At 67.8% G+C, this 24,179-nt stretch carries 17 protein-coding genes; 10 read left to right on the forward strand and 7 right to left on the reverse strand.

Annotation, left to right across the window (positions count from 1 at the left end; all coding sequences use genetic code 11):
- Positions 1–2 precede the first annotated feature (2 nt).
- The 3 genes from LK539_RS02160 to LK539_RS02170 are packed head-to-tail and all read left to right on the forward strand — an operon-like array spanning position 3 to position 5,220.
- Positions 3–587 carry a DUF2760 domain-containing protein gene (locus LK539_RS02160; protein ID WP_227799264.1) on the forward strand — a complete coding sequence of 195 codons (585 nt, stop codon included), beginning with the start codon at positions 3–5 and terminating at the stop codon, positions 585–587.
- Entirely contained in the window at positions 584–2,419 is a 1,836-nt protein-coding gene (locus tag LK539_RS02165) for an Hsp70 family protein (protein WP_227799265.1), read from the forward strand. Before LK539_RS02160 ends, LK539_RS02165 begins: the two co-directional genes overlap by 4 nt.
- Before the next feature lie 5 nt (positions 2,420–2,424).
- Positions 2,425–5,220, forward strand: coding sequence for an Hsp70 family protein (locus tag LK539_RS02170; protein ID WP_227799266.1), 2,796 nt, complete (start codon positions 2,425–2,427; stop codon positions 5,218–5,220).
- 1 nt (position 5,221) lies between these two features.
- Here LK539_RS02170 and LK539_RS02175 read toward each other — a convergent pair whose 3' ends face one another.
- Positions 5,222–6,439, reverse strand: a complete 1,218-nt coding sequence (locus tag LK539_RS02175; RefSeq protein ID WP_227799267.1) for an MFS transporter — start codon at positions 6,437–6,439, stop codon at positions 5,222–5,224.
- A 106-nt stretch (positions 6,440–6,545) separates the two neighbouring features.
- Between LK539_RS02175 and LK539_RS02180 the strand changes: the two genes are divergently transcribed.
- Positions 6,546–7,448 carry a LysR family transcriptional regulator gene (locus LK539_RS02180; RefSeq protein ID WP_227799268.1) on the forward strand — a complete coding sequence of 301 codons (903 nt, stop codon included), beginning with the start codon at positions 6,546–6,548 and terminating at the stop codon, positions 7,446–7,448.
- A gap of 211 nt (positions 7,449–7,659) precedes the next feature.
- Here LK539_RS02180 and LK539_RS02185 read toward each other — a convergent pair whose 3' ends face one another.
- The gene (locus tag LK539_RS02185; protein WP_227799269.1) at positions 7,660–8,274 is read right to left on the reverse strand and encodes a TetR/AcrR family transcriptional regulator; all 615 of its coding nucleotides are present in this window, start codon (positions 8,272–8,274) and stop codon (positions 7,660–7,662) included.
- A gap of 151 nt (positions 8,275–8,425) precedes the next feature.
- Here LK539_RS02185 and LK539_RS02190 point away from each other — a divergent pair, with 151 nt between their 5' ends.
- Both LK539_RS02190 and LK539_RS02195 read left to right on the forward strand, forming a co-directional pair.
- Positions 8,426–9,451, forward strand: a complete 1,026-nt coding sequence (locus LK539_RS02190) for an SDR family oxidoreductase (protein WP_227799270.1) — start codon at positions 8,426–8,428, stop codon at positions 9,449–9,451.
- Between the two features lie 413 nt (positions 9,452–9,864).
- A complete protein-coding gene (locus tag LK539_RS02195; protein WP_227799271.1) occupies positions 9,865–10,518 on the forward strand; it encodes a PRC-barrel domain-containing protein in 654 nt (217 codons plus the stop codon).
- Positions 10,519–10,662: 144 nt separating this feature from the next.
- On the opposite strand, the gene hrpA is transcribed toward LK539_RS02195, so the two are convergent.
- Positions 10,663–14,829: an ATP-dependent RNA helicase HrpA gene (gene hrpA, locus LK539_RS02200; protein WP_227799272.1), complete on the reverse strand. Its 4,167-nt coding sequence runs from the start codon at positions 14,827–14,829 to the stop codon at positions 10,663–10,665.
- Positions 14,830–14,884: 55 nt separating this feature from the next.
- Between hrpA and argA the strand changes: the two genes are divergently transcribed.
- Complete coding sequence (gene argA, locus LK539_RS02205) at positions 14,885–16,198, forward strand: amino-acid N-acetyltransferase (protein WP_227799273.1); 1,314 nt, start codon at positions 14,885–14,887, stop codon at positions 16,196–16,198.
- Positions 16,199–16,250: 52 nt separating this feature from the next.
- Complete coding sequence (locus tag LK539_RS02210) at positions 16,251–16,526, forward strand: oxidative damage protection protein (protein WP_027864371.1); 276 nt, start codon at positions 16,251–16,253, stop codon at positions 16,524–16,526.
- Between the two features lie 34 nt (positions 16,527–16,560).
- On the opposite strand, the gene LK539_RS02215 is transcribed toward LK539_RS02210, so the two are convergent.
- Positions 16,561–17,589, reverse strand: coding sequence for an AraC family transcriptional regulator ligand-binding domain-containing protein (locus tag LK539_RS02215; RefSeq protein ID WP_227799274.1), 1,029 nt, complete (start codon positions 17,587–17,589; stop codon positions 16,561–16,563).
- Complete coding sequence (locus LK539_RS02220) at positions 17,586–18,446, reverse strand: GGDEF domain-containing protein (RefSeq protein WP_227799275.1); 861 nt, start codon at positions 18,444–18,446, stop codon at positions 17,586–17,588. The genes LK539_RS02215 and LK539_RS02220 overlap by 4 nt, the downstream gene beginning before the upstream one ends.
- A 276-nt stretch (positions 18,447–18,722) precedes the next feature.
- Here LK539_RS02220 and LK539_RS02225 point away from each other — a divergent pair, with 276 nt between their 5' ends.
- Together LK539_RS02225 and LK539_RS02230 are read left to right on the forward strand one after the other, a co-directional pair.
- Positions 18,723–21,215, forward strand: a complete 2,493-nt coding sequence (locus LK539_RS02225) for a TonB-dependent receptor (RefSeq protein WP_227799276.1) — start codon at positions 18,723–18,725, stop codon at positions 21,213–21,215.
- The gene (locus tag LK539_RS02230; RefSeq protein WP_227799277.1) at positions 21,215–23,050 is read left to right on the forward strand and encodes a phytase; all 1,836 of its coding nucleotides are present in this window, start codon (positions 21,215–21,217) and stop codon (positions 23,048–23,050) included. The genes LK539_RS02225 and LK539_RS02230 overlap by 1 nt, the downstream gene beginning before the upstream one ends.
- Positions 23,051–23,068: 18 nt before the next feature.
- Here the strand turns inward: LK539_RS02230 and LK539_RS02235 are convergent, their stop codons facing one another.
- Complete coding sequence (locus LK539_RS02235) at positions 23,069–23,413, reverse strand: hypothetical protein (protein ID WP_227799278.1); 345 nt, start codon at positions 23,411–23,413, stop codon at positions 23,069–23,071.
- Between the two features lie 11 nt (positions 23,414–23,424).
- On the reverse strand, positions 23,425–24,102 hold the full coding sequence (gene rpiA, locus LK539_RS02240) for a ribose-5-phosphate isomerase RpiA (RefSeq protein ID WP_227799768.1): 678 nt from the start codon (positions 24,100–24,102) through the stop codon (positions 23,425–23,427).
- Between the last annotated feature and the right edge of the window lie 77 nt (positions 24,103–24,179).

Genomic DNA, 24,179 nt, shown 5'->3' on the forward strand with positions numbered 1-24,179 from the left:
GAATGACTACTCCGACCAATCTGCCGGGCTTCTTCAGCCGGCTTTCGATCGCCTTTGGCGCCTTCTTCAAATCGCTCGGCGACGCCGAGTTTGCAGCGCGCGTGCGCGATGATGGGGTGGGCCCGGTTGCCATGCCCACACCGGCACCGACCGCGGCGCCGACGCCCGCGCCTACCGCCGCCCCGACCGCGGCCCCGCTGCGCGCCCCGAGCGCCGAGTCGGCCCTGCAGCTGCTGAGCCTGTTACAGCGCGAAGCGCGCCTGATCGACTTCACCCAGGAAAACCTGAGCGCCTATTCCGACGCAGACATCGGCGCCGCCGCCCGCGTGGTGCACGAAGGCTGCGCCCGCGTGCTGCGCGAGCACTTCACCATCGAGCCGGTGCGTGCTGAAGCGGAAGGCGCACGCGTCACGCTGGAAGAAGGCTTCGACGCCGCCAGCGTGCGCCTGACCGGCAACGTGGTCGGCCAGGCCCCGTTCAAGGGCACCCTGTCGCACCGCGGCTGGCGCGCCAGCAAGGTCCAGTTGCCGCAGCTGGCCGAGAAGCATGACGCGCGTGTGCTGGCGCCGGCGGAGGTGGAACTGTGAGCGACGCACGTTACGCCATCGGCATCGACCTGGGCACCACCCACAGTGCCCTGTCCTATGTCGACCTGCAGGCCAGCGACGGCGAAAAGACCGTCGACGGCGTGCTGGCCATCCCGCAGCTGAGCGCGCCCGGCACGGTCGAAGCGCTGCCGCTGCTGCCCTCCTTCTTGTACCTGCCGCACCCGGACGAACTGGCGGCCGGCGAAACGGCGCTGCCATGGAGTGCGGGCGGCGAAGGCTACGTGGCCGGGGAAATGGCGCGCAGCCGCGGCGCCACCACGCCCATCCGCCTGGTGTCTTCGGCCAAGAGCTGGCTGAGCCACCCGAGCGTCGACCGCCGCGCCGCCATCCTGCCGCACGACGCGCCGGAAGAAGTCACGCGCGTCTCGCCGCTCGAGGCCTCGACCCGTTATCTTGCGCACCTGCGCCAGGCCTGGAATGCCGCTCACCCGGACGCCCCGTTCGAGCAGCAGCAGGTCACCGTCACCATCCCGGCCTCCTTCGATCCGGGCGCGCGCGAACTCACCGCGGAAGCGGCGCGCAACGCGGGCATGAACCCGACCCTGCTGGAAGAGCCGCAGGCGGCCCTGTACAGCTGGATCCAGGGCAGCCGCGGCGCCTGGCGCAAGCAGGTCAAGGCCGGCGACATCGTGCTGGTGGTCGACGTCGGCGGCGGCACCAGCGACTTCTCGCTGATCGCGATCCTCGAACGCGAGGGCACGCTCGAGCCGCACCGCGTGGCGGTGGGCGACCACATCCTGCTGGGCGGCGACAACATGGACCTGGCGCTGGCCCACTTCGTGGCGCGTAAACTCCAGGCAAACGGCACCCAGCTCGACGCCTGGCAGATGCGCGCCCTCACCTATGGCTGCCGCAGCGCCAAGGAACACCTGCTGGCCGACGCGAATGCCACCTTGTGGCCGATCGTGGTGCCGAGCCGCGGCTCGAAACTCATCGGCGGCTCGATCCGCACCGAACTGACGCGCGATGAAGTCACCGCCTTCATTACCGACGGCTTCTTCCCGCGCGTGGAAGCCACCGCACGTCCGGCCACCCGCACCCGCGCCGGCCTGACCCAGGTCGGCCTGCCGTATGCACAGGACGCCGCGATCACGAAGCACCTGGCCGCCTTCCTGGCGCGCCAGGCCGGCGCCACCGCCGAGCTGGAAGGCTTCGGCCGCGCGGTCAATCCGGATGCGAGCTTCCTGCACCCGAGCGCGGTGCTGTTCAACGGCGGCGTGTTCAAGTCGAACATCCTGGCCCAGCGCGTGATGGACACCATCAACGACTGGCTGTACATGGAAGGCGCCGAGCCCGCACGCATGCTGGAAGGCGCCGACCTGGATCTCGCGGTGGCACGCGGCGCGGCCTACTTCAGCTATGCACGCCGTGGCGGCGGCGTGCGCATCCGCGGCGGCACGGCCCGTTCCTACTACGTCGGCGTGGAATCCTCGATGCCGGCGATTCCCGGCATGGAGCCGCCGATCGAGGCGCTGTGCGTGGCCCCCTTCGGCATGGAAGAAGGCAGCGAACTCGAACTGCCGGGCCAGGAATTCGGCCTGGTAGTGGGCGAGCCGGTCACCTTCCGCTTCTTCGGCTCCACCACCCGGCGCCAGGACCGCATCGGCGAGGTGCTCGAGTTTTGGGGCCCGGACGAGCTGCAGGAAATGAACGAGATCCAGGCGACCCTGCCGGCGGAAGGCCGCGTGGCCGGCGACGTGGTGCAAGTCAAGCTGCACGCGCTGGCGACCGACGCAGGGACGCTGGAGCTGGCCGCGGTCGCGCGTGACGGCCAGCGCTGGAAGATCGAGTTCGACGTCCGCCAACAGTAAGCGCGGTGACCTACCTCGTCAGCATCGACCTGGGCACCACCAACACGGTGCTCGCCTTTGCCGCGCCCGGCGCGGCGGTCGAACTGCTGGACATCGAACAGCTGGTGGCGCCCGGCGAAGTAGCGGCAACTGCGCTGTTGCCTTCGATGCGCTACCACCCGCTCGATAACGAACTCGCTCCCGGCGAACTGCAACTGCCCTGGGTCCAGCAGGACCCGGCCGGCGTCGAGCGCGTCGCCGTCGGGCGCCTCGCCCGCGTGCTGGGTAGCCAGACCCCGGGCCGGCTGGTGGCCAGCGCCAAGAGCTGGCTGTCGCATGCGGGCGTGGACCGCATGGCGGCGATCCTGCCCTGGGGCGCCGATGCGCTTGAAGTACCCAAGGTGTCGCCGGTGGCGGCCAGCGCCAGCTACCTCGCGCACCTGCGCGCGGCCTGGAACCGGCGCTTCCCGACGGCGCCGCTGGAGCGCCAGCAAATCGTCCTCACCGTTCCCGCCTCCTTCGACGAAGGCGCACGCGCCCTCACGCTGGAGGCCGCGCGCATGGCCGGCCTGCCGGAGCTGCGCCTGCTGGAAGAACCGCAGGCGGCCCTGTACGACTGGCTGTACCGCCATCGCGCCACCCTGGCGCAAGACCTGGCGGGCACGCGCCTGGTGCTGGTGGCCGACGTCGGCGGCGGCACCACCGACTTCAGCCTGGTCAAGGTCGAGCTGGAAGAGGACGGCCAACCGAAGCTGACGCGCATTGGCGTCGGCAACCACCTGATCCTCGGCGGCGACAACATGGACCTGGCGCTGGCGCACCTGACCGAGTCGCGCCTTGGGAATACTGAACGCCTCACGGCCGGCCGCCTCGCCCAGCTGACGGAACGCTGCCGCGCCGCCAAGGAACTGCTGCTCGCGCCCGATGCGCCGGACCAGGTGACGGTGACCCTGCTCGGTTCCGGCGCGCGCCTGATCGGCGCCAGCCGCTCGGCCACCATCACGCGCGAAGACGTCCAGCGGATCGTGCTCGACGGCTTCTTCCCGCCCAACGAAGCCCAGGAGGCGGCGAAACGCGCGCGCGCCGGCATCGTCGAATTCGGCCTGCCCTATGCGAGCGACCCGGCCATCACGCGCCACTTGGCCGGTTTCCTGCGCCAGCATGCGCAGGTGGCGCGCGAAGCGCTGGGCATCCTTGATGACGGCAGCCTGCCGGTGCCGGACACCCTGTTGCTCAACGGCGGCGTGTTCCGCGGCGCCGCGCTGGCGCAACGTCTTGTCGATGTGCTCTCAAACTGGCGCGGTGCGCCGGTAGCGCTGCTGCACAACGAGGACCCGGATGTCGCCGTGGCGCGCGGCGGCGTCGCCTATTCGCTGGCGCGCGCCGGGCAGGCGCCATCGATCGAAAGCGGCTCGGCGCGCAACTACTACCTGCTGCTCGATGCCGAGCAGTCGGGCGATACCGTACGCGCGGTCTGCCTGCTGCCGCGTGGGGCGCCGGCCGGCGAGGAAGTGCGATTGGTGAGCCGCAGCTTCGCACTGCGCCTCGGGCGCCCAGTGCGCTTCCACCTGGTTTCCTCGACCGCCGATCCGGGCGGCGTGCTGCCGCAGCCGGGCGATCTGCTGGACCTGCCTGCAAGCGACATCGTGCGCCTGCCTGCCATCTCCACCGTCCTGCGTAGCAAGCGCAGCGCCGACATCCCGGTGCAACTGGCTGCCGTGTTGTCCGAGGTCGGCACGCTCGAGGTCTTCTGTATTGCGGAAGAAGATGCATCCCAGCGCTGGCGCCTGGAGTTCCAGCTGCGCGCGCAAGAGGACGAAGCGGTCGAGGAGGAAGTGCTGCCGGCCGAACTCGATGACGCAATCGCCCGCCTCGACCGCATCTTCGGCAACCGCTCGCAGCAGGTCGATCCGCGCGAGGTGCGCCAGCTGCGCGCCTCGCTGGAACACCTGCTCGGCTCGCGCGAACGCTGGACCACGCCGCTGCTGCGCCGCCTGTTCGACACCCTGCTGGCACGCGCCAAGGGCCGGCGCCGCTCCGCCGAGCATGAGCGCGCGTGGCTGAACCTGGCCGGCTACTGCCTGCGCCCGGGCTTCGGCCATCCGCTCGACGAATGGCGCATCGAGCAGCTGTGGGCCATGTTCGAGACTGGCGTCCAGTACCACAAGGACAGCCAGGTGCGCGCCGAATGGTGGACGCTGTGGCGGCGGGTGGCGGGCGGCCTGTCTGTCGAGGCCCAACTGCGCCTGCTCGACGACTTTGCCTTCAACCTGCAGGCCGACGCAGCGGAGCGCGGACGGCGCCCCGTCACCCTGGTCGACGGCACCGAGGACGACATGCTGCGCGTGGGCGCCTCGCTCGAACGCATCCCGGCCGCCTACAAGGCCGAGATCGGGGACTGGCTGATCGGGCAGATCATGGAGATGCCGACGGGCGCGAAAATCGACGCCAGGGCAGCGGCGCGTTACGGACGCTACCTGTGGGCCCTCGGCCGCGTCGGCGCGCGCCAATCCTTCCACGGCGCGGCGCATGAAGTGGCGCCGAGCGCATCGGCGGAAAGCTGGTTGACCCAGCTCCTGCAGCTGGACTGGAAGAAGATCGAGCCAGCCGGTTTTGCCGCCGCCCACATCGCGCGCATGACGGGCGACCGTTCGCGCGACATCGTCCAGGCGGTGCGCGACGAGGTGCTGCGCCGCCTGTCCGCGACTGGCGCACCGCCGGCCTGGTCGGCCATGGTGCGCGAGGTGGTGGAACTCGACCAGGCGGTCGAGACCCGGATGCTGGGCGATGCCCTGCCCCCGGGCCTCAAGCTGCTGCGCTAACTTACTGCGTGCACGGCACGGCGGCAGCGGGCCGGCCGTAGGCCGCCCATGCCACCAGCAGGAAAGCGAGCACGCTCATGGCCGCGCCGCCGAACAGCACCGAGGGATAGCCCATGCCCGCATTCAGGACGGCCGCGCCCAGTGCGGCGCCGATCGCATTACCGAGATTGAAGGCGCCGATGTTGACGGACGAGGCCAGTCCCGGCGCTTCGCTTGCGGCGCGCATCACGCGCATCTGCACCGGCGGCACCAGGCCAAAGGCCGCGGCGGCCCAGACGAACAGGCCAACGGCTGCCCCCAGCTTGCTCGCTGCCAGCCACGGGAAAGCGATCATGGTCGCGGCTTCGACCAGCAGGAAGAGCAGAATGGTCCGGTCGACCGAGCGGTCCGCCATCTTGCCGCCGATGGTATTGCCGACCGTGAAGCCGATACCGATCAGCGCCAGCATCATGGTGATGAAGCCCGGCGAAGCCTGCGTAAAGGTCTGCAGCACCGGATTGATGTAGGTGTAGAGGGCGAACATGGCGGCCGAGGACAGCACCGTCGTCAGGAGCGCCTGCAGCACGACGGGACGTGCCAGCACCTTCAGTTCGCGGCGCACGTTCAGCGCCTCCCCGCGGCTGCCGGCCGGCAGGAACATCATGAGGGCCGCCATCGCGAGCACGCCCAGCATGCCGATCGCGCCGAAGGACTCGCGCCAGCCCAGGTGTTCGCTGACCCAGGTGGCGGCCGGCACGCCGCCGATGTTCGCGATCGTCAGGCCCAGGAACATCATGGCCACCGCGCTTGCCTGCCGCTCGCGCGGCACCAGGCTGGCCGCCACCACCGATCCGATTCCGAAGAAGGCGCCGTGCGCCAGGCTAGTGACCACGCGCGCCGCCATCAGGCTGGCATACTGCGGCGCGAGCGCCGACAGGATGTTCCCGAGCGCGAAGATGGCCATCAGGGCGACCAGGGCACGGCGCCGCGGCCAGCGCGCCAGCAGCAGGCTCATGACGGGCGCACCCGCCATCACGCCCATGGCGTAGGCCGACACCAGCATGCCAGCCGCCGGGATCGATACGCCGACGCCGCCGGCGATGGTCGGCAGCATGCCCATGGGGCCGAACTCGGTGGTGCCGATACCGAAGGCGCCGACGGCCAGCGCCAGCAGCGCCAGGCCGGCACCGCGCGTCGATTGATCGGAAGAAGAAATATTGTTGGAAGAAGATGCGTGCATAGCTTCGGCTTTCGTGTGACAGGCCGAGCATTATCACGGTAATCATTTTTCGGATAAAGTAGGCAATCCGAGAAAGACTTTTGCGTGCAGTGAGAAAATAAAAAACATGAAGATCGAGCTGGAAGAACTGGTCGTGTTCCTCGCCATCGTGGACACTGGGTCGATGACGGCGGCCGCGGAGCGCCTCGGCCAGCCGGTATCGACGGTCAGCCGCCTGCTCGGCCGGCTGGAAGAGAAACTGGCGACGCCGCTGCTGCGCCGGACCACGCGCCGGCTCGATCTCACCGACGAGGGCGATGCCTTCGTCGGCGATGCGCGCGGCATCCTGCATGCGGTGCAGGCCGCCGAAGACCGCCTCGTGGAGCGGCGTGGGCAGCTGTCGGGCCAGCTGCGCATCGATGCCGCGACACCCTTCATGCTGCACGTGCTGGTACCTCTGATTCCCGAATACCGCGCGCTGCACCCGAACGTGACGCTCACCCTCAGCAGCAACGAAGGCTTCATCGACCTGCTGGAGCGCCGCGTGGACCTGGCGGTACGCATCGGCGAGCTGAAGGACTCGACCCTGCACAGCCGCCTGCTGGGCCACGCGCGGCTGCGGCTGGTGGCCAGCCCTGACTACCTGCGCTGGCGCGGCACGCCGAAGGATGTCGAGGACTTGCTGCGCCACGAGCTGCTGGGTTTCAGCGAACCCGACAGCCTGAACGTCTGGCCGCTGCGCGATCTCGAGGGCAGGCGGGTGCGCATCAAGCCGACCCTGAAATCGTCGAGCGGTGAAACCCTGTGCCAGCTTGCCCTGCAGGGCATGGGCATCGCCAGCTTCTCCGACTTCCACACTTCAAGCGAGCTGGCCGCGGGCCGCCTGGTGGAAGTGCTGCCCGAACTCACGATCCCGGCGAGCCGGCCGATCCACGCCGTGTATTACCGGCAGTCCGCGGTGTCGGCGAAGATCGAGTCGATGGTGAACTACCTGGCGCAGGCCCTGCCGCGCCAGCCGTGGATGGCGTGAGTACAGGCTCAGCAGAACACGAAATCCTCATTGCACTCCGGGCAGTCGCGCACGACGCCTCCCACGACATGCCACGCGAATCCGGCAAGGAGAAGCAACAGCAACCAAAGGACAGACATGGCAATCTCCTTGTGCACAGCTCGTTTCGCACACCTGTGCGAAATCAGTTGAAAAAAAGGGACAGGCGCCGCCCGTCCCGGTTGGGAATTCACTACTCCAGGTCGTTGAAGCTCTTGTACGTCGATATCAGGCGGTTGAAGGCCCGTTGCGCCCGCCGCGGCACCGCATTCGCACGCAGGAAGCGCGCGTCGTGCATCACCCCGATCGCCAGGCTGTAGATCTCGAACACCAGCTGCTCGGGTTCGGTATCGGGCCGCAGGTGCCCTGCCTCCATCGCCTGCAGCACGGTTTTGCGCATCGATGCGCGCCAGCGGTTCACACCGGCCTCGATGCGGTCGCGCAGCGGACCGGGCACGTCGTCGAACTCGAACGCGCCCGCCGTATAGAGGCAGCCGCCGCGCGTGGTCTCATTGCCGATCTTCTTCAGCCACAGCTCGACCTGCATGGTCAGGCGCGGCAGGCCGCGCTCCACGTGCAGCGCCGGCATGAACACCTCTTCGCCGAAGCGGCGGTCGTATTCGTCGAGCACCGCCGACTGCAGCGCTTCGAGCGAGCCGACGCGCGAGAAGATGCCGCTCTTGCTGATCCCGGTGCGCTTGGCCAGTTCGCCCAGCGATACCTTGCCGATGCCTTCGCTCGCCGCCATGTCATAGGCGGCTGTGAGGATGGTCGCGTAGGTGGCTTCGCTTTTGGTCGTGCTGTTCATGCGATAACTTTAGCACAGGTGTGCGAAATAACAAGGACAATTTTGGCTGCTTGTTATTGCCTTAGGGCTAACGGATGCCCCGTCCGGCCGGGAACCGCTACCATCGCCCGCACTGTCGTGGTCGCCCTTTCCCTCACTTTCAGGAGCATGCATGGATTCCGATAACAAGAAGCCCGTCGATGCGCCCGCGCCTTCGCGCCGGCGCTTCGTCAGCACCGTCGCCACCGGCATCGCGGCCTCGGCCGCCGCCGTCCCCGCATTGGCCCAGCAATCCGAGGGCAGCCAGCCGCCGCCCGGCCGCGCGCGCGAAGCCGCCGCGCGCTACCCGGCGCCGCCCTTCCCCAACCAGCAGCAGCCCTGGCCGGGCCTGGCCGCGAAGATGACGCCGCGCCCCGACCATGGCAAGACCACCTACCGCGGCAGCGGGCGCCTGGCCGGACGCAAGGCGCTGGTGACGGGTGGGGACTCCGGCATCGGCCGCGCCGCCGTGATCGCGTTCGCGCGCGAAGGCGCCGACGTGGCCATCAACTACCTTCCGGCGGAAGAGCAGGATGCCCAGGAAGTCGTGCAGCTGATTCGCCAGGCCGGCCGCAAGGCAGTAGCGATCCCCGGCGACATCCGCGACGAAGCCTTCTGCCGCAAGCTGGTCGACGAAGCCGTGCGCCAGCTGGGCGGGCTCGACATCCTGGTCAACAATGCGGCGCGCCAGAAGTCGGCGCAGTCGATCCTCGACATCTCGACGGCCGACTTCGACTGGACCATCAAGACCAATGTGTACGCGGTGTTCTGGATTACCAAAGCGGCGGTGCCGCACCTGAAGCCGGGCAGCTGCATTATCAATACGGCCTCGCAGCAGGCCTACGACCCGTCGGAGAACCTGGTGGACTATGCGATGACCAAGGCGGCCGAGGTGTCGATGACCAAGTCGCTGGCCAAGCAGCTGGCCTCGAAGGGAATCAGGGTGAATGCCGTGGCGCCAGGGCCGGTGTGGACGCCGCTGCAGGTATCGGGCGGCCAGACGCAGGAGAACCTGAAGAAGTTCGGAGGAGATACGCCGATGAAGCGGCCGGGCCAGCCTGCCGAACTGGCGGCGACCTATGTGACGCTGGCGTCGGATGAATCGAGCTATACCACCGGACACGTCTATGGGGTGTCCGGTGGCGGCGGCCAGCCCTGAGGCTGGGCAGGAATAGGTCCTGAGACTGGCGCGCGGGCCGGGGCCGACCCGCGCGCTGCGCCCCGGTTCAGCGGCGGCCGAACCAGCTCAGGCGGGCGAAAAGGGAACCGATGGAACGGGTAGGAATACGGTTGCTGAACAGGCCGGTGTAGTGGCAGCGCTTAGTCACAGTCATTTCTTTTCTCTCCGAAACATTACTTAGCACAATAACTACAGTGCAAATAACCTTCTGTGCGCTATCTCGCTTAACTCGCAGCCCGGCCGGTCCTGCCGCGCGCGCCTTGGTACGTTTGAGCCATATCATGCGACGAGCAAGGCTGGACTCTACCCTTGAAGGGTAAGCCTGCTGTCTTGCGGGTATTTCATGCACAAGGAGGTGAATGATGCGCTACGCAGATCGTGACAGATATGGCATGTACAGGAACACGCGCAGCACCGGCCCCGGGCCGGCGCTGATGGGCGCCGATACGCTGATCGGCGACAGCGTCGTCAATGCACAGGAAGAAGACCTCGGCGACATCAAGGAAATCATGCTGGACATGCAGACCGGGCAGGTGGCCTATGCCGTGCTGGCCTTCGGCGGCTTCCTCGGCATCGGCGAAAAGCTGTTCGCCCTGCCGTGGCAGGCCCTGCACCTGGACACCGTCAACAAGCGCATGGTGCTCAACGTCGAGAAGGAAAGATTGAAAAACGCGCCGGGCTTCGACAAGGACGCCTGGCCCGATATGAGCGACATGAGCTGGGCCAGCAGCATCCACAGCTTCTACGGCACCGACCCGCAGCGTTCCGGGGCGCCAACGATGGGCCCGGGCAGCTCGATGGGTGGCGGCATGATTGGCAGCGCCAGTTCGGATGCCGGTTCCGCGATGGGCCGTGGCATGGGTTCCAGCGTGGGTGCAGGCTCGGCCGGAACCAGCGGCGGCGCCGGCAGCAGCCTGGGTGCCAGCGTCGGCTCGGGCAGCCTGCATGGCGATTCGTACGGGGTCGGTGGCAGCGCCGATCCGCGGCCCAGTCATGAAGGCGACGACAAGGACCTGAGCCGCATCCGCGGCAGCAATATCGGCTGATCTGTAGGGTGGGCGGATTTTCCGCCCACGCGGTCAACCGCTGTCAACGCCACCGCGAAACTTCATATTGCACGTATCACCGCGTGGGGTGAATCGTGCCAGTGGCACGATTCACAAGCCGCCCACCCTACGAACTTCCACTACTCAGCGTATCATCGACTCCCACACCTTCTGCAAGCGCTTGGCCGACACCGGCATCGGCGTCCTCAGCTCCTGCGCGAACAGCGACACCCGCAGCTCCTCCAGCATCCAGCGGAACTCGATCATGCGCGGATCGTTGTTCTTGCCCGCCTGGTTCTTCAGCGTGCGCTGGAACTGGCTGGCCGCGTTCTGCCATTCCGCCATCAGCTGCGCGTCGCGCGAGGGATTGCCGCGCAGTTTCTCGATGCGCACATTGATCGCCTTCAGGTAGCGCGGGAAGTGCGCCAGCTGGCTGTACTCGTTGTCGGCGATGAAGCGCTTGTGGATCAGTCCCTGCAGCTGCGCCTGGATATCCTGCTGCACCGCCTGCGGCAGGCTCTGGATGCGCTTCGGCATGCCGTGGAACTCGGCCAGGATCGACCCCACCAGGCGCGCGATCTCGTTGATCAGGAGGCCGATACGTCCCTTGCCCTCGTCCTTGCGCTTGTTGAACTCGCCAGAGTTGATCGGCAGCGGATCCTGCAGGCAGGCGATGTCGATCGCCTTGGCAATAATCTGGTCGCGCAGGTCTTCCTGCGTGCCCACGACCATGAACTGCATGCCCATCCCCTGCAGGCCCGGGATGTTCTTCTCGGCGAACTTGAGCTGGTCCTTGAGCTGCAGCGCGAACAGGCGGCGCAGGCCGACGCGATGGGTGCGCGCCGCCACGTTCGGGTCGTCGAACACTTCCAGGTCGCAGTGCGTGCCCTTGTCGACCAGAGCCGGGAAGCCGATCAGGGTCAGCTTGCCCTGCGTGATCTCGAGCAGTTCCGGCAGCTCGCCGAAGCTCCAGGTGGTGAGGCCGGTGTGCTGGACGGCGCCCGGCGCCGGCGTCGGCGCCGCCGTGGCGGCAGCCGCCTTCGTTACCGGCGCATTGCCCTTCCCTTTCGCCGGCGCCGGCGCTGCACTCGGCTGGAAGGCCTGCAGCTTCGCGGGCGCGGCCGGCGTGGCTTCCGCCATCTTCTGGAAGCTCTCGCGCGCCTGTCCGCCCAGCTCCGCCTGCAGCGTCGCCAGGTTGCGGCCCATGTCGAGCTGGCGCCCGTGCTCGTCGATCACCTTGAAGTTCATGAACAGGTGCGCCGGCAGGGTCTCGAGCTTGAAGTCGCTCGTGAGCACCCGGGCACTCGTGTGCATGTGGATGTCGGCGATCAGGGCGTCGATCAGGTCACCCTTGGCGAAGCGCAGCGGTTCCTGGTGGCGCTCGAAGAACTTCGCCGCGTAGTCGGGCAGCGGCACGCAGTGGCGGCGCAGCTTCTGCGGCAGGGATTTCAGCAGCAGGTGCACCTTCTCCTTCAGCATGCCCGGCACCAGCCAGCCCGCGCGCTCTTGCGGGATCTGGTTCAGCGCGAACAGCGGCACCGCGAGGGTCACGCCGTCGCGCGCGCTGCCTGGCTCGAAGTGGTAGGTGAGACCCATCTCGATGCCGGTGACGTTCATCGTCTTCGGGAACAGTTCCGTGGTGACGCCGGCCGCTTCGTGCCGCATCAGCTCTTCGCGGTTCAGGTACAGGAGCTTGGGATTGTCGCGCGCGGCGTCCTTGTACCACTTTTCAAACCCTGCGCCATTCACGACCGTGTGCGGGATCTCGTTGTCGTAGAACGCGGCGATCAGCTGTTCGTCCACCAGCACGTCCAGGCGGCGCGACTTGTGTTCGAGGTTCTCGATTTCGCGCACCAGCTTGTGGTTGTGCGCGAAGAACGGCGCACGGGTTTCGTAGTCGCCCGCCACCAGCGCGTCGCGGATGAAGATCTCGCGCGCCTCCATCGGGTTGTGCTGGCTGTAGTTGATGCGGCGGTTGCTGTAGACGACGATGCCGTACAGGGTCGCGCGCTCCAGCGCCGTCACCTGGGCCTGGCGCTTCTCCCAGCGCGGCTCGCCCCACGATTTTTTCAGCAGGTGCGCGCCGATCTTCTCCACCCATTCAGGCTGAATCTGCGCGATGGTGCGCGCGTACAGGCGCGTGGTCTCGACCAGTTCGGCCGCCATCACCCAGCGTCCCGGCTTCTTGGCGAGGTAGGAACCCGGCCAGATGTGGAACTTGATGCCGCGCGCGCCCAGGAACACCGGCTCGTCCTCGGCCTTGAAGCCGATATTGCCGAGCAGGCCGGTGAGCAGCGCCATGTGCAGCTGGTCGTAGGTCGCGGGCGCGGCGTTCAGGCGCCAGCCCTGCTCGCGCGCGACGGTGAGCAGCTGCGAATGCACGTCGCGCCACTCGCGCAGGCGCAGCTGCGACAGGAAGTTGGCGCGGCAGTTCTCCTGCAGCTGGCGGTTAGACTTCTTGTGTTCGATCGCGTCCTCGAACCAGGCCCAGATCTTGAGGTAGCTGAGGAATTCGGACTTCTCGTCGGCGAACTTCTTGTGCTTCTCGTCGGCCTGCTGCTGGTATTCGATCGGCCGGTCGCGCGGGTCCTGCGTGGACAGCGCGGAAGCCACGATCAGCATCTCGGTCAGGCAGTCGTTGTCGACCGCGGCCAGGATCATGCGGCCCACGCGCGGGTCAAGCGGCAGCTTGGCCAGCTTCTTGCCCAGGGCCGTCAGTTCGTTGGCGTCGTCGACCGCGCCGACTTCCTGCAGCAGCTGGTAGCCATCGGCGATCGCGCGGCCCTGCGGCGGCTCGATGAAGGGGAAGGTCTCGACGTCGGTCAGGTGCAGCGACTTCATGCGCAGGATGACCGAGGCCAGCGAGGAACGCAGGATCTCCGGGTCGGCGAACTTCGGGCGCTTGTTGAAATCGTCTTCTTCGTACAGGCGGATGCAGACGCCGTCGGCCACGCGGCCGCAACGGCCGGCGCGCTGGTTGGCCGAGGATTGCGCCACCGGCTCGATCTGCAGCTGCTCGACCTTGTTGCGGAAGCTGTAGCGTTTTACACGCGCCAGGCCGGTATCGACCACGTAGCGGATGCCCGGCACCGTCAGGGAGGTCTCGGCCACGTTGGTCGCCAGCACGATGCGGCGCGCATTCGTGGTGCGGAACACGCGGTCCTGCTCTTCCACCGACAGGCGCGCGAACAGCGGCAGGATCTCGACGTGCGGCGGATGGTGCTTGCGCAGGCTTTCTGCGCAGTCGCGGATCTCGCGCTCGCCCGGCAGGAAGACCAGCACGTCGCCCGAGCCGATGCGGCACAGCTCATCGACCGCGTCGACCACGGCTTCCATCAGGTCGCGCTTGTCGCGTGCGACCTGGGCCTTCGGCGCCGGCTCGCCAGGTTTGGCGTTGGTGGCCGTGACCGGGTCGCGGTCCACCGGACGATAGCGTACCTCCACCTTGTACAGGCGGCCCGAGACCTCGATCACCGGCGCCGGCTTCTCCGGCGTGCCGAAGTGGCGCGAGAAGCGCTCGGCGTCGATGGTCGCCGAGGTGATGATCACCTTCAGGTCCGGACGGCGCGGCAGCAGCTGCTTCAGGTAGCCGAGCAGGAAGTCGATGTTCAGGCTGCGTTCGTGCGCTTCGTCGATGATGATCGTGTCGTAGGCGCGCAGCAGCGGATCGGTCTGGGTTTCGGCCAGCAGGATACCGTCGGTCATCAGCTTGACCGAGGCGCCCTTTTGCAGCGTGTCGTTGAAGCGCACCTTGAAGCCCACGTGTTCGCCCAAGGGCGAGCCGAGTTCCTGCGCGATGCGCTTGGCCGTGCTGGATGCCGCGATACGGCGCGGCTGGGTGTGGCCGATCAGGCCCTTCTGGCCGCGGCCCAGCTCCAGGCAGATCTTCGGCAGCTGGGTGGTTTTACCGGAGCCGGTCTCGCCCGAGACGATGACCACCTGGCTCGCTTCGATCGCTTTCGCAATCTCGGCGCGGCGGCCGGAGACAGGCAGGTCTTCGGGGAAGGTAATCGGCGGGATCGGGTTGCGGAAGGGCGGAGTGTCGTCGCGCGGCGGGCGCTCGCCGCGCTCACGCGGCGGCTTGGCACCACCCTGCCCGTTCGTCGGACGCTGGCCGCCATCGCTGCGCGGCGCCGGCGCGCGGCGTGGACTGCTGCCCTCCGTTTTGGTCTGCAGTTCGCCATCGCGCGTCTGCGTCATGGGTGCGCGCAGCTCACCGACGGGCCGCTGCTTGCGCGGCTCGTGAGGGGAAGGATTCTGGGAAGCGCTGCGCGCCTGCTGCGGCGAAGGCTTGTTACTCTGTTCAGACATTGATTTTTACGAGGTATTTGGTGCGCACGACGCGCAGCGAATTATAATGCGGCAAATGGAAAACCCTACCCAATTCGTCCAGTGGCTGCGCTCTGTCGCGCCATACATTCACACCTTCGGCGGCAAGACCTTTGTCGTCGCTTTTCCGGGCGAACTGGTCGCCGCCGGCGCCCTGCCGGTGCTGGCCCAGGACTTGTCCCTGCTGCTCGGACTCGGCATCCGCCTGGTGCTGGTGCATGGTTCGCGTCCGCAGGTCGCCGAACAGCTCGCCCTGCGTAACGTCGAAGGCCGCTTCCACAACGGTATCCGGGTCACCGACAGCGCGGCGCTCGAATGCGCGAAGGAAGCCGCCGGCGAATTGCGTCTCGACATCGAGGCGGCCTTCAGCCAGGGCTTGCCGAACACCCCGATGTCGCACGCCCAGATCAGCATCGTCTCGGGCAACTTCGTCGTCGCCCGCCCGCTCGGCGTGATCGACGGCGTCGACTTCGAACTCACCGGCGTGACCCGCAAGATCGCCGCCGACAAGATCCAGCCGATCCTGCAGACCGAAGACAGCCTGGTGCTGCTGTCGCCGCTGGGCTTCTCGCCCACCGGCGAGATCTTCAACCTGACGATGGAAGACGTCGCCGCCGCGGCCGCGATCGCCCTGCACGCCGACAAGCTCATCTACGTCACCGAAACCGGGATGATGAGCGACGCCGCCGGCACGGAGATCCGCGAACTGTCTTCGCACCAGGCCGAAGCCGTGCTGCAGGCCGGCTTCCTGCCGCCGGACGCCGCCTTCTACCTGCAGCACGCCATCAAGGCCTGCAACAGCGGCGTCGACCGCGTCCACATCGTGCCCTTCGAGATGGACGGTTCCGCCCTGCTCGAGCTGTTCACGCACGACGGCGTCGGCACCATGATCAGCCACGAAAACCTGGAAAGCCTGCGCCAGGCCACAATTGAGGACGTTGGCGGGATTATCAAGCTCATCGAACCGCTGGAAGCCGACGGCACCCTGGTTTATCGCGGCCGCGAGCTGATCGAGCGCGAAATCGACCAGTTCTCGGTCATCGACCACGACGGCGTGATCTTCGGCTGCGCCGCGCTCTACCCGTTCCCGGAAGCGAAGATGGGCGAGATGGCCTGCCTGACCGTGAGCCCGGACGCCCAGACCCAGGGCGACGGCGAACGCATCCTCAAGCACATCGAGAACCGCGCGCGCGCCGCGGGCCTGACCAAGCTGTTCGTGCTGACCACCCGCACCGCGCACTGGTTCAAGAAACGCGGCTTCGTCCCTGCCACGGTGGACGACCTGCCCAAGGACCGCCAGCACATGTATAACTGGCAGCGCCGGTCACAGGTTTTCATCAAGACTCTATAATGGCGGTCTACCCGATTTTATAGCGCAACCAACAGGATTACAGGAGTACACCATGGCCCGCACCGTCCAATGCATCAAACTGAACAAGGAAGCCGAAGGACTGGACTTCCCGCCGGTACCAGGCGAAATGGGCAAGAAGCTCTACCAGTCGGTTTCGAAGGAAGCCTGGCAGGCATGGCTGAAGCACCAGACCATGCTGATCAACGAAAACCGCCTGAACCTGGCGGACGACCGCGCCCGCAAATACCTGGCGACGCAGATGGAACGTCATTTCTTTGGTGATGGCGCTGCGGACCAGGCGCAGGGTTACGTGCCGCCGGCGGCCTGAGCATCGGCTTCTCCGGCTGGCGGCCGCCGCGCCGCTAGCCGGCCCATCCCAGCACCCCATCCAGCGCAGCCCGGATCGGTCCCGGCGTCAGCCCGGTCCAGCGCTTGAACGAGCGCCGGAAATTGGCCGCATCGTGAAAGCCGAGATAGCGCGCCACCTCTTCGTTATCCGCCCTCTCCACCTGCAGCAGCCATAGCGCGACATGCGTGCGCACCTGGTCCAGTTCACCCTGAAAATGGGTATGGTGACGCAGCAGTTGCCGCTTGAAGGTCGCCGGGCTGACGCCGAAGTCGCTCGCGGTTCGCTCCAGCGTCGGCACGGAGCGCACATGTTCCAGCAGATAGTCATAGAGCGCAGCCAGCAGGCCCGGTGCGCGCGCCGCTTCGGCTGCCGCCTGCTGCCAGGCCAGGCGCGCGGCCAGTTCGCTGGCGCGCGGCCATGGCCGGTCCAGCCACGCGGACGGCAGCAACATCGCGTCGAGCTGGCAGCCGAAACGCAGCTCGGCGCCCAGGTGGACATGGTGCTGCTCGATGTGGCGCGGCGCGGCGCGGCTGAAGCAGAAGCGCCAGGGCAGGCGCTCGCCGCCGAGCCAGCGGCACAGGCCCACGAGGGCTGTCATGTGCATCTCGACCAGCGCGGCCCGGATACCCGGGGCGCCGTAAGCATCGACCCAGTACACCAGTGCCACGTCGCCGCGGCTTTCGAAGCGCGGACGCAGGAGCGGCGTCAGGCGCGCATGGAAACGGCACAGGGTCTCGAGCAGCACGCGTAGGCTGGGTGCCTGCACCAGCGCGTGGCTGGCCGCGCCGTCGTGGCCCGGCAGCAGCAACTGGCCCAGCATGAAGCTGGTGTCCGGGCTGTCCAGCACGCGCAGGGTGTTCAACAGCTGCTGCAGGTACTGGGCCGGCGCGACCAGACGGTCAGGCCCCAGGCCGCCCAGCAGGCCGGTATCGCGCAGCAGGTCGGCGTCGGCCGCATCGCGCGAGCGCCCGTACTCGAGGGCCAGCGCCGGCTGCTGGTGCGCCGGGATCGTGGGTTCTCCGGCGCTCTGCCAGGCGATCACGCCGCATCCATCCTTCGGCACAGGTCGGCAAGCAGGGCGTCCGGCGTTCCGCGCGCGGGTGCACAGCCGTGGCGTAGCGTCAGCTGCAGCGCTTCTCCTTTCGCGTGGTGACGCATCGCCGACACCATCCCGCACAGGTGCTGCGCGGCCTCGGCGGCCTCGTCGATCTCGCGCTCCGGCATCAGGACGGCGAAGCGGTCACCGGCATAGCGACAGAGCAGGTCGTCGTTGCGCAGGTTCAGCAGCAGCATGTGCGCCACCGCCTGCAGTACGCGGTCGCCCTCCGCCGGGCCGTGTTCGCGGTTAATGCGATGGAAGCCGTCGATATCGAACAGCACCAGCACGCAAGCCTGCGCTGCGTCGCGCCGGGTCTCCAGGCGCAGCTGTTCGCGCAGGTAGGCGGCGTCGGCCAGCTGGGTGATGCGGTCGAACGGCCGGTGGCTGCGGAACAGGCGCTCGCGCTTCCTCATGTGCTCGGACAAGGTGGCCTGCTCCTGCCGCCAGTAATACAGGCCGGCCGTCAGCACCAGCATCCCCAGCGGCAGCAGCGCCTCGAAGGCATTGTCCCACCAGGCAGCCTTGCCGATATCGATCGCTTCGTCCAGGCAGTCGGCCCAGGAGCCGAGCATGATGCAGGCCAGGCCGCCCGCCAGCAGGCGCGTCACCCGTCCGTCCGGGCGGCTTCCCAGCACGATCAGGCACCATAGCGCCGCCAGCAGGGCGGTGCCGCCTTCGCCCGCGATATCCATCCAGTTCCATTGGGCGAGCGGGAGCACGGTACCGGTGGCGATGAACAGGAGGAGCAGGCTGCACGACAGGCCGGCAAGCAGGAGGACGGGGCGGATCGCGAAAGTCATGGTGGAAGTCGGGACGTGGATCGCCCTACCCTAGTGCAGCGGTGTGACCGCAGCATGACAGAAAGACAAAGCCGTGGCGGCGCCGCACGGGTCCGAACGGCTCATGCCTGCGCCATATCTTCCCACCTCAGCCTGCCTGGCGCCGCGACCGGCAAGGCGCGGGCCGGGTCAATTCAGCTCATCTGCGCCCGAATCGGCTGCCGGATGCGGCGGCCGTCACCGATACGTCACATTCGGCCACCAGAATCCGCCGCATCCCAACAACCTGGTGCCCCCATGCGCTACTTCGCCCTCCCCGCCCTCACCGCCGGACTGCTGTCCGCGGCCGGTGTCCACGCCGCCGACGAACCCAGCGTGATCATCACCGGACAGCGCGCCAGCCTGGCGCACGCCATTGCCGCGCAGGAGCACGCGGACACCATCGTCAGTGTGGTGAGCAGCGACGACATCGGCCACCTGCCCGACAAGAACGCCGCCGAAGCGCTGGCGCGCATGCCGGGCGTCTCGGTCCAGCGCGATCAGGGCGAAGGCCGCTACGTGGTCGTGCGCGGCCTGGATGCCGACTACAACAGCGTGACCATCAACGGCGCGCTGGTTCCCTCGCCTGAAGCCTCGCGCCGCGCGGTGGCGCTCGACGTGCTGCCTGCGGGGCTGGTGCGCTCGCTGGAAGTGTCGAAGTCGAGTACACCCGACCAGGACGCGAATTCGCTGGGCGGCAGCGTCGAGGTCAAGACCTTGTCGGCATTCGACCTGCCAGGCACCCTGTTCAGCGTCGGCGCAGCTGTCGGGCGCGACGGCAACACCCGCCAGACCAGTCCGCAGGCCAACCTGCTGTGGGCGCAACGCTTCATGGACGGCAAACTCGGCATCGCTGCCGGCGCGTCTGGGGAAAAGCGCAAGTTCGGCTCCGACAACGTCGAGACCGGCGGCGCCTGGGACGGCCCGCGCTTGTCGGGCTTCGAGCTGCGCGACTACCTGCCCCAGCGCGAGCGCCGTGCCGGCGCCTTCAACCTCGACTACCGTCCCGACGCCTTCACCAGCGTCGCGCTGCGCGGCTTCGTCAGCCGCTTCTCCGACGAGGAATCGCGCGACCGCCTCACAGTCGGCGACTTCGAAGGCGACGACGTCGCCGAGGGAGAGCTGGACACGGCACGCCTGGAACGCCGCCTGCGCCAGCGCAAGTATACGCAGGAGATCCGCTCCCTCACCGGCGCGCTTGACCACCGCTTCGGCGATGGCTGGAAACTGCACCTGGAAGCGGCCGCCAGCCGCGCCACCGACGAGACCCCGGATGCCCTGGGCGACGCACGCTTTCGCAACGTCGATGACTTCTCCGGCGTCGGCTTTTCCAACGGCAGGGTACCGCGCCTGATCGCTCCGGCCGCGGCCTTCGATCCGGCCAACTACGAGTTGCGCGAGTTCGCGCTCGAGCGCAGCTTGGCCCGCGACCGCACGCGCCAGCTGCGCCTGGACCTGCAGCGCGACTTCGGGGCCGGCGAATGGAACGGCACGCTGAAATTCGGCGCCAAGGCGACCCGCCGCGACAAGGACAACGAATCGGAGCAGTGGGAGTTCGGCAGCGACGATCCGGAGGACGGCGACTATTTCGGCGCCGGCTCGACCTCGCTGGCCGCCTTCGTCGGCGGACGCCAGCTGGACTACAAGCTGGGACGGATCGGCTACGCGATCGAGCCGGCGCTGGTGCGCGCCCGGGTCGCGGGACTGGACCGCGCCGGCGCCCGCCTGGATGCGGAATCGGCGCTGGACGACTTCCGCATGCAGGAGAACATCGACGCGGCATACCTGCAGGCCAGCCTGCGCAGCGGCGCCTGGTGGCTGCTCGCCGGCGTGCGCGCCGAACGCACCCGCTTCGACGCCCGCGGCAACCAGGTCGCGGACGATGAGATCAGCGCGCGCAATGCCGCCCGTTCGTACACCAACTGGCTGCCGGGCCTGCACCTGCGCTACGACATCGATAACGCGACCAGCCTGCGCGCCGCCTGGACCAACTCGGTGGTGCGCGCCAACTTCAGCCAGCTGGCGCCGGCCATCAGCATCGACGGCGACGAAGCCACCATCGGCAATCCGGACCTGGCGCCGCTGCGCTCGCACAACCTGGACCTGGGCGTCGAACGCCTGCTTGGCAAGGACGGGGTCATGTCCGCCTACCTGTTCTCGAAGCAGATCCGCGACTTCACCTACGCCACCAACCTGGCCGGCAGCGGCGCCTGGGCCGAGTATGCCAGCGCGCTATCCTACGCCAATGGCGGCGAGGCCCGGGTGCGCGGCATCGAGCTGGCCTGGCAGCAGCCGCTGCGCATGCTGCCGGCGCCCTTCGATGGCCTGCTGGTCGGCATCAACGGTGCACTGATCCATTCGCGCGCCAGCATCGACAGCGCCGACGGCGATGGCCTGCGTATGGCCCGCAGCATCCGCATGCCCGGACAATCGAACCGTGTCGGCAACCTCATGCTGGGCTACGAGCGCGGGCCCTTCAGCGCGCGCCTGGCCATGAACTACAAGTCGCCCTACCTGCTGGAACTGGGCGAAGACCTGCTCGACGCCGGCCAGGACCGCTGGGTGGACAGCCAGAAGCAGCTCGACCTGTCGATGTCCTGGACCATCAACAAGCGCTGGCAGCTGAGCTTCGATGCAAGTAACCTGAACAATGAAAAGTACTATGTGTACCAGGGCGACAAGGCCCGCAACGCCCAGTACGAACAATATGGCCGCACTTACAAGATCGGCCTGAAAGCGAGCATCTTCTGATGAAACGGACCTTCATTCCCGCGGCATTGGCCCTGCTGTTGGCCGCCCTCCCAGCAATGGCGGCCGAGCCTCCTCCATCCTTGCGCGACGCGGAAGAGCTGGCGCCGCTGCCCAACGGCGCCTGGCTGGCGCTCGACAAGCGCGCCCTGCGCCTGGTGGATGCCGACGGCCGCGAGCGGGCCAGCCTGCCCCTGCGCGGCGAGGGGCTCGACCTGCGCCCGCTGGACGGCGGCGCGCTCGCCATCGTGGTCGATTCGAACGCCGAGCGCCTGCAACCGGTGCGCGTCGACACCCGGGCAGGCACCCTGGCCGCGCTGGCGGCGCTGCCCGACACCGGCTTCGGCATCGAAGCGGCCTGCCTGTTCCGCGACGCCCAAGGCCTCGACCATGTCTTCCTGGTGGCCAAGGATGGCCAGGCCCAGCAATGGCTGCTGGGCGGCGAGTACCGCCTGGTGCGCCGGCTCGCGCTGCCAACCGGCGTCGAGCACTGCCGGGTCGATGATGCGCACGCCACCCTGTTCGTGGCGGAAGAAGCCCTGGGGGTCTGGGCCTACGGCGCCGAGGCGGAAGGCCCGCCGACACGCACGCCGGTAGCGCTGCGCGCACCATGGGGCGCACTGAAGGACGGAGTCGCCGCGCTGGCGGTGCTGCCGGGAGGCCTGGCCGCCGTCGATGACAAGGGCGCCCTGCTTAGCTGGCGCCGTGCAGGCGCAAACTGGCAGCCGCTGCCCGCCCGCAGGCTTCGTGCGCAGGGACTGGCCTCCGGCGCCGGCGCATCCGCCAGCCTCTTGGTGCGTACCGGCAAGGGATGGCAAGCCCCTGTGCTCGGCTGGAAGGCCGGAACGCCGGCAGCGCCCACGCTGCCCGTGGTGCTGCCGCGCATGCAGACCGAGCCTGTCGCGCGGGCCGGCGACGCGGCCGACGATCCGGCGATCTGGGTCCACCCCACCGACCCGTCCAGGTCGCGCATCCTCGGCACCAACAAGAAGCAGGGCCTGCTGGTCTACGACCTGCAGGGTCGCCAGGTGCAGCTGCTCGAGTCGGGGCGCCTGAACAACGTCGACCTGCGCCAGGATGTCCGTTTCGGGACCGAGCGCTTCGACCTGGCGCTGGCAACCCAGCGCGACGAAAACGCCATGGTGCTGTTCACGATCGACGCCGAGGGCGGCTTGCGCGAGGCAGCGCGGCTGCCGACCGGGCTGGACGACATTTATGGCGCCTGCGTGCTGCGGACCCCGGAGGGCGGGATGGACGCCTTCGTGAACGACAAGGACGGACGCTACGAGCATTACCGGATCACCCGCAGCGCAGGACGCTTCGGTGCAAGGCTGGCGCGCAGCTTCCGGCTGGCTTCCCAGCCGGAAGGCTGCGTGGCGGACGATCGCAGCGGCCTGTTGTTCGTCGGCGAGGAGCGGCGCGGCGTATGGGTGACCTCGGCGCGCGCAGACCAGCCGGCGTCCCTGAAGATGGTGATGCCGGTGGGCCCGCTCCTGCACGCGGATGTCGAGGGCATGGGGATCTATCATGGGTCGAAGCGGAGCTACCTGGTCGTGTCAAGCCAGGGTAACAACAGCTATGTGGTGCTGGATGCGGCAGCCCCGTTCGCGGTGCGCGGGGCATTCCGGATCGGCATGGATGCCGTGAAAGGCATCGATGGGGCGTCGGAGACCGACGGGCTGGAGGTGAGTTCGGCGAACCTGGGCGGCGCTTATGGCCGCGGCATGCTGGTGGTGCAGGATGGTTTCAAGCGACTGCCGGACGGAGCGCAGAATTTCAAGGCGGTCGCCTGGAACGATATCGCCGCCGCCCTGGGACTGGACGACGGCGCGCGCTGATGCGAACCGTGGCCCGGCCTACATCTTCGCGCACTGGCGCAGCTCGCAGCGCGCGGTGAATACCTTGCCGCGCATGGGGCCCTCCTCGCAGCGCATCCGGTAGACCTCGACCGGGCCGGGCTCGGTCACCAGCCCGGCGCCCTGCCCGCCGCCGCAGCCGGCCTGCTTCGCCATCTTCTCGACTGTTGCCGAGGACACGCCGGTCCTGAATGGTACCCGCTCTATCGGTGTGCCGTTTGGATCGAGCAGCCCCGGCGCCGCCGGCTTGACGGCGGCAACCGGCGCGGGCGCCGGCGCCACCCTGCCCTTGAACGACGTACAGCCGCCCAGCAGGACGGCAACCAGCACCAGCGCGCGCTTCATGCTTTCCTCGCTCAGAAAGTCAGGGTCTTGACGCCGTCCGGCGTACCCAGCAGGCAGACGTTGGCGCCCGCCTTGGCGAACAGGCCGACGGCGATCACGCCGACGATCTGGTTGATCTGTTCTTCCAGGGCGATCGGGTCGGTGATCGACATGCCCACCACGTCGATGATCTCGCCGCCGTTGTCGGTAATGAAGGCTTCATCGCTGCCCGCCTTGGTGCGCAGGCGCGGCTGGCCGCCCAGCGCCGCCAGCTGGCGCATCACCGAGGCGCGCGCCATCGGGATGACTTCCACCGGCAGCGGGAACTTGCCCAAGGTCTCGACCAGTTTCGAACCGTCCGCGATGCATACGAATTTCTTCGCGACGGACGCGACGATCTTCTCGCGCGTCAGCGCCGCGCCGCCGCCCTTGATCATGGCGCCGCTGGCGGTGATCTCGTCCGCGCCATCGATGTAGACCGCCATCTCGGTAACCTCGTTCAGGTCGAACACCGGGATGCCATGGCCGCGCAGGCGGCTCGCGGTCGCTTCGGACGAGGCCACGGTGCCCTTGATGCGGTCCTTGATCTTCGCCAGCTCGTCGATGAAGAAGTTGGCCGTCGAGCCGGTGCCGACGCCGATGATTTCGCCGTCCACCACGTAATCGATCGCGGCGCGCGCCACGGCTTGCTTGAGTTCGTCCTGGGTCATGATGCTGTTGGAGTGAATAAGGGAAGCCGTCATTTTAGCGGATCGCACGCTCTATTCCCCGAAAACGACGCTTCATC

It is taken from the genome of Massilia sp. IC2-476, assembly GCF_020707295.1.
Lineage (GTDB): Bacteria > Pseudomonadota > Gammaproteobacteria > Burkholderiales > Burkholderiaceae_D > Telluria.

Excerpts from the sequence above, each read along its gene's own strand:
- LK539_RS02160 (WP_227799264.1), top strand. The coding sequence starts at position 3 with ATGACTACTCCGACCAATCTGCCGGGCTTCTTCAGCCGGCTTTCGATC.
- LK539_RS02175 (WP_227799267.1), bottom strand. The coding sequence starts at position 6,439 with ATGCACGCATCTTCTTCCAACAATATTTCTTCTTCCGATCAATCGACG.
- LK539_RS02180 (WP_227799268.1), top strand. The coding sequence starts at position 6,546 with ATGAAGATCGAGCTGGAAGAACTGGTCGTGTTCCTCGCCATCGTGGAC.
- LK539_RS02185 (WP_227799269.1), bottom strand. The coding sequence starts at position 8,274 with ATGAACAGCACGACCAAAAGCGAAGCCACCTACGCGACCATCCTCACA.
- LK539_RS02190 (WP_227799270.1), top strand. The coding sequence starts at position 8,426 with ATGGATTCCGATAACAAGAAGCCCGTCGATGCGCCCGCGCCTTCGCGC.
- LK539_RS02195 (WP_227799271.1), top strand. The coding sequence starts at position 9,865 with ATGTACAGGAACACGCGCAGCACCGGCCCCGGGCCGGCGCTGATGGGC.
- hrpA (WP_227799272.1), bottom strand. The coding sequence starts at position 14,829 with ATGTCTGAACAGAGTAACAAGCCTTCGCCGCAGCAGGCGCGCAGCGCT.
- argA (WP_227799273.1), top strand. The coding sequence starts at position 14,885 with ATGGAAAACCCTACCCAATTCGTCCAGTGGCTGCGCTCTGTCGCGCCA.
- LK539_RS02210 (WP_027864371.1), top strand. The coding sequence starts at position 16,251 with ATGGCCCGCACCGTCCAATGCATCAAACTGAACAAGGAAGCCGAAGGA.
- LK539_RS02220 (WP_227799275.1), bottom strand. The coding sequence starts at position 18,446 with ATGACTTTCGCGATCCGCCCCGTCCTCCTGCTTGCCGGCCTGTCGTGC.
- LK539_RS02225 (WP_227799276.1), top strand. The coding sequence starts at position 18,723 with ATGCGCTACTTCGCCCTCCCCGCCCTCACCGCCGGACTGCTGTCCGCG.
- LK539_RS02230 (WP_227799277.1), top strand. The coding sequence starts at position 21,215 with ATGAAACGGACCTTCATTCCCGCGGCATTGGCCCTGCTGTTGGCCGCC.
- LK539_RS02235 (WP_227799278.1), bottom strand. The coding sequence starts at position 23,413 with ATGAAGCGCGCGCTGGTGCTGGTTGCCGTCCTGCTGGGCGGCTGTACG.
- rpiA (WP_227799768.1), bottom strand. The coding sequence starts at position 24,102 with ATGACCCAGGACGAACTCAAGCAAGCCGTGGCGCGCGCCGCGATCGAT.